Annotated in this window: 7 protein-coding genes; 3 read left to right on the top strand and 4 right to left on the bottom strand. The window is 55.9% G+C overall.

Translation table 11 applies throughout. From position 1 onward, the window contains the following. Positions 1–70: 70 nt before the first annotated feature. The 3 genes from RMS95_RS02140 to RMS95_RS02130 all read right to left on the bottom strand — a co-directional run bounded on the left by RMS95_RS02140 (position 71) and on the right by RMS95_RS02130 (position 3,722). Positions 71–634, bottom strand: coding sequence for a DNA-deoxyinosine glycosylase (locus RMS95_RS02140; protein WP_310643177.1), 564 nt, complete (start codon positions 632–634; stop codon positions 71–73). A 41-nt stretch (positions 635–675) separates the two neighbouring features. Next, complete coding sequence (gene lolA / locus RMS95_RS02135) at positions 676–1,305, bottom strand: outer membrane lipoprotein chaperone LolA (RefSeq protein WP_310643175.1); 630 nt, start codon at positions 1,303–1,305, stop codon at positions 676–678. A gap of 62 nt (positions 1,306–1,367) precedes the next feature. After that, positions 1,368–3,722 carry a DNA translocase FtsK 4TM domain-containing protein gene (locus RMS95_RS02130; protein WP_310643167.1) on the bottom strand — a complete coding sequence of 785 codons (2,355 nt, stop codon included), beginning with the start codon at positions 3,720–3,722 and terminating at the stop codon, positions 1,368–1,370. Positions 3,723–3,824: 102 nt separating this feature from the next. On the opposite strand from RMS95_RS02130, the gene trxB reads away from it, so the two are divergent. From trxB to rpmG, 3 genes are all read left to right on the top strand, one after another. Then, positions 3,825–4,781, top strand: coding sequence for a thioredoxin-disulfide reductase (trxB, locus tag RMS95_RS02125; RefSeq protein ID WP_310643165.1), 957 nt, complete (start codon positions 3,825–3,827; stop codon positions 4,779–4,781). 114 nt (positions 4,782–4,895) lie between these two features. Continuing rightward, complete coding sequence (gene rpmB / locus RMS95_RS02120) at positions 4,896–5,129, top strand: 50S ribosomal protein L28 (RefSeq protein WP_100131507.1); 234 nt, start codon at positions 4,896–4,898, stop codon at positions 5,127–5,129. A 25-nt stretch (positions 5,130–5,154) separates the two neighbouring features. Continuing rightward, positions 5,155–5,325 carry a 50S ribosomal protein L33 gene (gene rpmG / locus RMS95_RS02115; RefSeq protein WP_100131508.1) on the top strand — a complete coding sequence of 57 codons (171 nt, stop codon included), beginning with the start codon at positions 5,155–5,157 and terminating at the stop codon, positions 5,323–5,325. Positions 5,326–5,488: 163 nt separating this feature from the next. Here rpmG and RMS95_RS02110 read toward each other — a convergent pair whose 3' ends face one another. Next, positions 5,489–6,700: a fatty acid desaturase gene (locus RMS95_RS02110; RefSeq protein WP_310643163.1), complete on the bottom strand. Its 1,212-nt coding sequence runs from the start codon at positions 6,698–6,700 to the stop codon at positions 5,489–5,491. Between the last annotated feature and the right edge of the window lies 1 nt (position 6,701).

The raw sequence follows: 6,701 nt of genomic DNA, 5'->3' as shown, positions 1-6,701 counted from the left end.
ACCGTGACGGATGAGGAATTGACTATGATTGAAAACCGATTGAATCATCGCCCCAGAAAGCGACTAGGATTCAAGACACCTCACGAGGTATTCCATGCCTCGTTAAAGCGTGTTGCACTTCGTCCTTGAATCCGCCATTCAAGAAATTAAATTTGACGAAAAATTCGCGCCAGGCTGCCAATTTTCGTTCAAACGACCACGAGGCATGGGCGGGGCTGGTGGATGGCAAACGGTACACAGGCAAGCCTAAAGCGCGGGTCAGCGGCGCGTGTTTGAAGCTCTCGCCGCCATTGTGGGCAATCGCTACCAACGCGGGACAACGCTCACGCAAACTCAGCAAGTCGTTGGGTTGGCTGTTTTGGATACGGCTGTCCAGGCTACCTTCACGCTCACAAGCCGCGTAAACGTCCCATAAACCCACACCTTGGTCCAGCAACCACTCGGTACGCGCCGCATAAGGAAGCGCCAGCACATCGGGACGATCGGGGGCAAATAAAGCCACCATCATTTTCCAGAATTGGTTTTGCGGGTGACCGTAATACTGCTGCGAGCGCAACGAAGCAACACCCGGAAAGCTGCCCAACACCACCAAACGCGTGCGTGTGTCTAACAAAGGCGGCAAGCCTTGCAACATCACGGGGGCGCTATCGGCGCGACGCACAAGGAACTCGCGGCTCAGGGTCGAACGACGTCCACGCCATGGGGGGGCACGAAGTTAAATTGCGCAGCGCCCAAATTGACGGGATTGACCTCAAAGCGATCAAAACTCAACACCGAACGTTGACCCAAGGCATCCAAAATTTCAAGCTTGGCCAAAATGGCAAAAGTGCCCTCCAAACGCAAACCCAAACGTACCGACTGCAAAGCGCTGTCACGCGCTTTGGGTGTGGCTTGCACCCACTGCAAACCCTCGGCATCGGCCTCGGCGTGAAGGGTGAACTCTTTTTGCAAGGTGCCCAAATCGGCTGCGGTTGCCACCAACGCAGCTGGCGTGCTGCTGAGTGTTTGGGCCTGTTTGCGGGCGGTCACTTGCGCCAAATCGGCGTCATACAGCCACAAGGTTTGACCGTCGGCGACGATGACCATGGGGAACGGCTTTTGGTAATCGAAGCGAAAGCGCAAAGGGCGCACAAAAGCGAAGGTACCGGTCGATGTTTTGCCACGAACGGCCTGCCCTGCTTTGACCGGCGGTGTGACAACTTGGGTGAAATCGGCACGGCCACTTTTGGTCGCCTTCAAAAAGCTCTCCAGCGTGTCCAAACTGCCAGCCATTGCCGAGTGGGCACACAAAGCGGCCACCAGCATTGCGCAAGAAGCCCATGTTGGGGTGAGACGACGCAACACGTTCATCGTGCCTGGGTGTCTGCTCATGACTCATCCCGCTTGGGCACCAAAATTTCACGCTGCCCGTTGTTGCTCATGGCACTGACCATACCCGCTTTTTCCATGTCTTCCACCAATCGGGCCGCACGGTTGTAACCAATTTTCAAATGGCGCTGAACCAGTGAAATACTGGCCTTGCGGTTTTTGAGCACCACCTCAACGGCTTGGTCATACATTGGGTCTTTTTCAGCCGATGCATCGCCAAACAAATCGGGCCCCGCGGCGTTGCCATCGCCGTCGACCGTGCCACCTTCCAGCACGCCCTCGATGTAGTCGGGCTCGCCTTGGCTCTTCAAGTAGTTCACCACGCGGTGTACTTCCTCGTCGCTCACAAACGCACCGTGCACACGCACGGGAAAGCCTGTGCCACTGGCCATGTACAACATGTCACCCATACCCAACAAGGCTTCGGCGCCCATTTGGTCAAGGATGGTGCGGCTGTCGATTTTTGAGCCGACCGAGAACGCGATACGCGTGGGAATGTTGGCCTTGATCAAGCCCGTGATCACATCCACGCTCGGACGCTGCGTGGCCAAGATCAGGTGAATACCAGCAGCACGGGCCTTTTGCGCCAAGCGGGCAATCAGCTCCTCAATCTTCTTGCCCACCACCATCATCAAGTCGGCCAACTCGTCGATCACCACCACGATGTGCGGCAAGCGTTGCAGTGGCTCGGGTTGCTCAGGCGTCAAGCTGAACGGGTTGTAGATGAACTCTTCACGCGCCGCCGCTTCGTCAATCTTGGCGTTGTAACCGGCGAGGTTACGCACGCCCAGCTTGCTCATCAGCTTGTAGCGTTTTTCCATTTCGCCCACGCACCAGTTCAGGCCGTGTGCGGCTTGGCGCATGTCGGTCACCACGGGCGCCAGCAGATGCGGAATACCTTCGTAGACCGACATTTCCAACATCTTGGGGTCGATCATCAACAAGCGCACATCGCGGGCTTCGGCCTTGTAGAGCAAGGACAAAATCATGGCGTTGATACCCACCGATTTACCCGAACCCGTGGTACCCGCCACCAAGACGTGAGGCATCTTGGCCAAGTCAGCGACGATGGGGTTGCCCACAATGTCTTTGCCCAAGCCCATGGTCAACATCGACTTGGATTCGTTGTACACATCCGAACCCAAAATTTCACTCAGTCGAATGGACTGACGTTTGGCGTTGGGCAGCTCCAGCGCCATGTAGTTTTTACCAGGGATGGTTTCGACCACGCGAATAGAAACCAAAGACAACGAACGAGCCAAATCTTTGGCAAGGTTCAGCACTTGTGAGCCCTTCACGCCTGTGGCGGGCTCAATCTCGTAACGGGTGATCACGGGGCCCGGCGAGGCGGCCACCACACGCACTTCGACGCCGAAGTCTTTGAGCTTTTTCTCAATCATGCGGCTGGTCATTTCCAGCGTTTCGGGGGCGACGGTGTCTTGGCGGACCAAGGGGTCATCCAGCAAATCGACTTGCGGCAAACGGGAGTCCGTCGCCGCATCGGTGAACAAGGTTTTTTGGCGCTCTTTGGCCACGCGTGCGCTCTTGGGCACTTCCATCACCTCGGGTTCAATGTGCACCGCAATCGGCGGGTGCTCTTTGATTTCCACGCGTTCTTCAAACACCACTTCTTCGCGTTCGCGTGCGGCCACCAAGCCGTAGGCCACGTCTTGCTCACGCTCACGACGCTCACGCCAAGTCTCAATGGCGCCATCCAGCCATGCACCTAAATTTTCAGCAGTTTGCGCCCATGAAAAGCGAAACACCCACGAAGCACCAACCACTCCAAACGCAATAAAAATCAGCCCTGATCCGTTGAAGCCCAACCACTTCAAGCTGGACGGCCCCACCACATAACCCAGCACACCACCGCTGACATGACCGGGCAAGCGTTCTTCAAAACGGTACAAACGTGTCCACTCCAAACCTGCACTGGAAACGAGCAACAAAGCCAAGCCCGCCCAAAATGCAAAACGGGTGTAGCGCCAACCCACAGGATCTTCTTGCGCCTCGTCGTCATCTCGCAAACGGTCCGCCAAGGCGGCCAACCAAGCAATCGCAGCGGCCGCAAAGCACCACCACACCGAGTAACCCAGCAAGAAAAAGCTCATGTCGCCGAGCCAAGCGCCAAGTCGTCCGCCAAAGTTACGCACCGTACCGCCTGCACCGGACGTTGTCCACGCAGGGTCCAGTGGCGAATGGGTGATCAGCGCCAAAAACCAAAAGGTCATGAACACAAAGCCCGCCGTCAGCGCAATTTCCTGCGCAAAGCGACGCCAGCCCGTCGGTTCGTGGTCCGTGTCAGCGCCAGAAGCGCGGGGTTCGTTTTTGAGGGTGTTGAGCGAGTAAGTCATGTTTCAAGAGAGAGCTTACCCGAGAGGCAGCCTGACGCGGCGTAGGGCAATGGAGGCTTTCTTACAATCTATGCTTTATTGTCTCTTTGGATGGCGCGCTTCATGTCTAACTCCCAACACGCTCAAGTTTTGATTCTCGGCTCTGGCCCTGCCGGCTACACCGCCGCCGTTTACGCAGCCCGCGCGAACCTCAAGCCCTTGCTGATCACCGGCATGGCGCAAGGCGGCCAATTGATGACCACCACCGAAGTTGACAACTGGCCCGCCGACGTACACGGCGTACAAGGCCCCGAGCTGATGCAACGCTTCCAACAACACGCTGAGCGCTTTAACACCCAAATCGTGTTTGACCATATCAACAAGGTCGATTTCTCTAAGCGCCCCTTCACTTTGACCGGTGACAGCGGCACCTATACCTGCGACACCCTCATCATTTGCACCGGCGCGTCGGCCAAATACTTGGGTCTGCCCTCTGAAGAAGCCTTCATGGGCCGTGGCGTGTCGGGTTGCGCCACGTGTGACGGTTTCTTCTACCGCGACCAAGTGGTCAGCGTGGTCGGTGGCGGCAACACGGCTGTGGAAGAAGCCTTGTATTTGTCCAACATCGCCTCGAAAGTTCACTTGGTCCACCGCCGTAACACGTTCAAGGCCGAAGCCATCATGATCGACAAGCTCATGGAGAAGGTTGCCGCAGGCAAGATCGTGCTGGAAACCGACAGCACTTTGGACGAAGTGTTGGGGGACGCTTCCGGCGTGACAGGTATTCGTTTGAAAAGCACAAAGGACGGCAGCACCCGCGATTTGGCCACCCAAGGCTGCTTCATCGCGATTGGCCACTCCCCCAACACGGGCATCTTCGAAGGCCAACTGGCCATGAAAAACGGCTATTTGCTGACCAAGAGCGGCTCAGAAGGCTTTGCCACCATGACCAGCGTACCTGGCGTCTTTGCGGCAGGCGATGTACAAGACAACGTCTACCGTCAAGCCATCACCAGCGCGGGCACAGGCTGCATGGCGGCCTTGGACGCTCAACGTTTCTTGGAACAAGGCGCGCACTGAAAAGACGCTACAATTTCAGGCTTTGCTGAACACAGCAAATTTGGGTTACCGCCACCCTTTCTGGCGAGGTGAGGCGCTCGTGTGAACGACCGCCGTTAAATATGGAGTGTCCACATGGCACGCGTATGTGAAGTAACGGGCAAAGGCCCCATGTCTGGGAACAACGTTTCCCACGCTAACAACAAAACAAAACGCCGTTTTTTGCCTAACCTGCAATACCGCCGTTTCTGGGTAGAGACTGAAAACCGTTGGGTTCGCTTGCGCGTTTCTAGCGCAGCTCTGCGTTTGATCGACAAAAACGGCATCGATGCCGTGTTGGCTGACTTGCGTTCGCGCGGTCAAGCTTAATTCCAGTTACTGAAAGGACACGATCATGGCATCTAAAGGCGGACGCGAAAAAATCAAGCTGGAATCGACAGCCGGCACAGGTCACTTCTACACGACCAGCAAAAACAAGAAAACAATGCCCGAGAAAATGTTGATCATGAAATTTGATCCCAAAGCTCGCAAGCACGTTGAATACAAGGAAACCAAACTGAAGTAATTCAGGCTGGCCCTCATGAAAAACCCGCTCATCTATTGATGGCGGGTTTTTTGTTGTCTGTACGAAGCTAAGCTGGTGTTCGCTGCAGGCTTAGCTATGCGGCATTGACGTCACCCAAAAGAAAAGGCACCCGAAGGTGCCTTTGTCTTGAGCGCCGAAGTAATTACACGCGTGCGGCGCGCATTTGCATCGAGAACTCTTGCAAAGCCGCAATGCCACTGGCTTCGGCGCGTTTGCACCATGCTTGCAGGTCTTGCGCCAGTTGTGCACGGTTGAGGTTGGTATTGAGCCAAAGTTGGCGCAACTCTTCACGCATCTTCACCATGGTGTCAACGTTAGGCAAAGCCGCACGGGCCAGGGCCAACTGCTCGGCCACAGTCGCAGGCACCTTTTCGGCATCGCGGTGCATCCAACGCTTGGCAACCGCCAACACCGCGTCTGTAGGCAAGGTGGACATGTTGGACAGCTCTTGGTTCATCGTCAACCGCAATTGACGTGCGTAATTGGCCATCACCTCGTAGCGGTTGGCAATGACCGCCTCCAAGGTCTTTTCGTCGGCCACAGGCTTGATATCACCAAAGGCCAATTTCGGCACGGTTTTCTTGACCGTCGCCAAACCACACGTTTCCAAGATACGGATGTAGAGCCAGCCCAAGTCGAACTCATAAGGCTTGACGGACAACTTGGCCGATGTGGGGTACGTGTGGTGGTTGTTGTGCAACTCTTCACCGCCAATGAGGATGCCCCAAGGCGAAATGTTGGTGCTGGCATCGGTCGCCTCAAAATTGCGGTAACCCCAGTAGTGCGCTGCCCCGTTGATGATGCCGGCCGCAGTGACGGGAATCCACATCATCTGCACCGCCCACACGGTCAGGCCCAAAGCCCCAAACAAGGCCAAGTCGATGATGAGCATCAACGACACACCCAGCACGGAGTGCGGGGTGTACAGGTTGCGTTCAATCCAGTCGTCAGGCGTGCCGTGACCGAAACGCTGAAGCGTTTCGAGGTTTTCAGCTTCTTTGCGGTACAGCTCAGCGCCCGTGAACAACACGGTTTTGATGCCGTGCACATGCGGGCTATGTGGGTCTTCCGCTTGCTCGCACTTGGCGTGGTGCTTGCGGTGAATCGACGTCCACTCTTTGGTCACTTGCGCCGTGGTGAGCCACAACCAGAAACGGAAAAAATGAGCCGCAATGGGGTGCAAATCCAGAGCACGGTGGGCGGAATGACGGTGCAAATAAATCGTCACACTGGCAATGGTGATGTGGGTCAACACCATCGTCACCAAAAAGACCTGCCAGCCAGAGAAATGCAAAAGGCCATGGCTCAACCAGTTCAAGGTCGCATCAAGCCAAGCCCAATTGGGTAACAACATG

The sequence above is a fragment of the Limnohabitans sp. genome (assembly GCF_031539175.1).
Classification (GTDB): Bacteria; Pseudomonadota; Gammaproteobacteria; order Burkholderiales; family Burkholderiaceae_C; genus Limnohabitans.
This window is presented reverse-complemented; position numbering and strand designations above follow the sequence as displayed.

What these genes read in the sequence shown, in the direction of transcription:
- RMS95_RS02140 (WP_310643177.1), bottom strand. Translation starts at nt 634, where the DNA reads ATGTTGCAAGGCTTGCCGCCTTTGTTAGACACACGCACGCGTTTGGTG.
- lolA (WP_310643175.1), bottom strand. Translation starts at nt 1,305, where the DNA reads ATGCTGGTGGCCGCTTTGTGTGCCCACTCGGCAATGGCTGGCAGTTTG.
- RMS95_RS02130 (WP_310643167.1), bottom strand. Translation starts at nt 3,722, where the DNA reads ATGACTTACTCGCTCAACACCCTCAAAAACGAACCCCGCGCTTCTGGC.
- trxB (WP_310643165.1), top strand. Translation starts at nt 3,825, where the DNA reads ATGTCTAACTCCCAACACGCTCAAGTTTTGATTCTCGGCTCTGGCCCT.
- rpmB (WP_100131507.1), top strand. Translation starts at nt 4,896, where the DNA reads ATGGCACGCGTATGTGAAGTAACGGGCAAAGGCCCCATGTCTGGGAAC.
- rpmG (WP_100131508.1), top strand. Translation starts at nt 5,155, where the DNA reads ATGGCATCTAAAGGCGGACGCGAAAAAATCAAGCTGGAATCGACAGCC.
- RMS95_RS02110 (WP_310643163.1), bottom strand. Translation starts at nt 6,700, where the DNA reads ATGTTGTTACCCAATTGGGCTTGGCTTGATGCGACCTTGAACTGGTTG.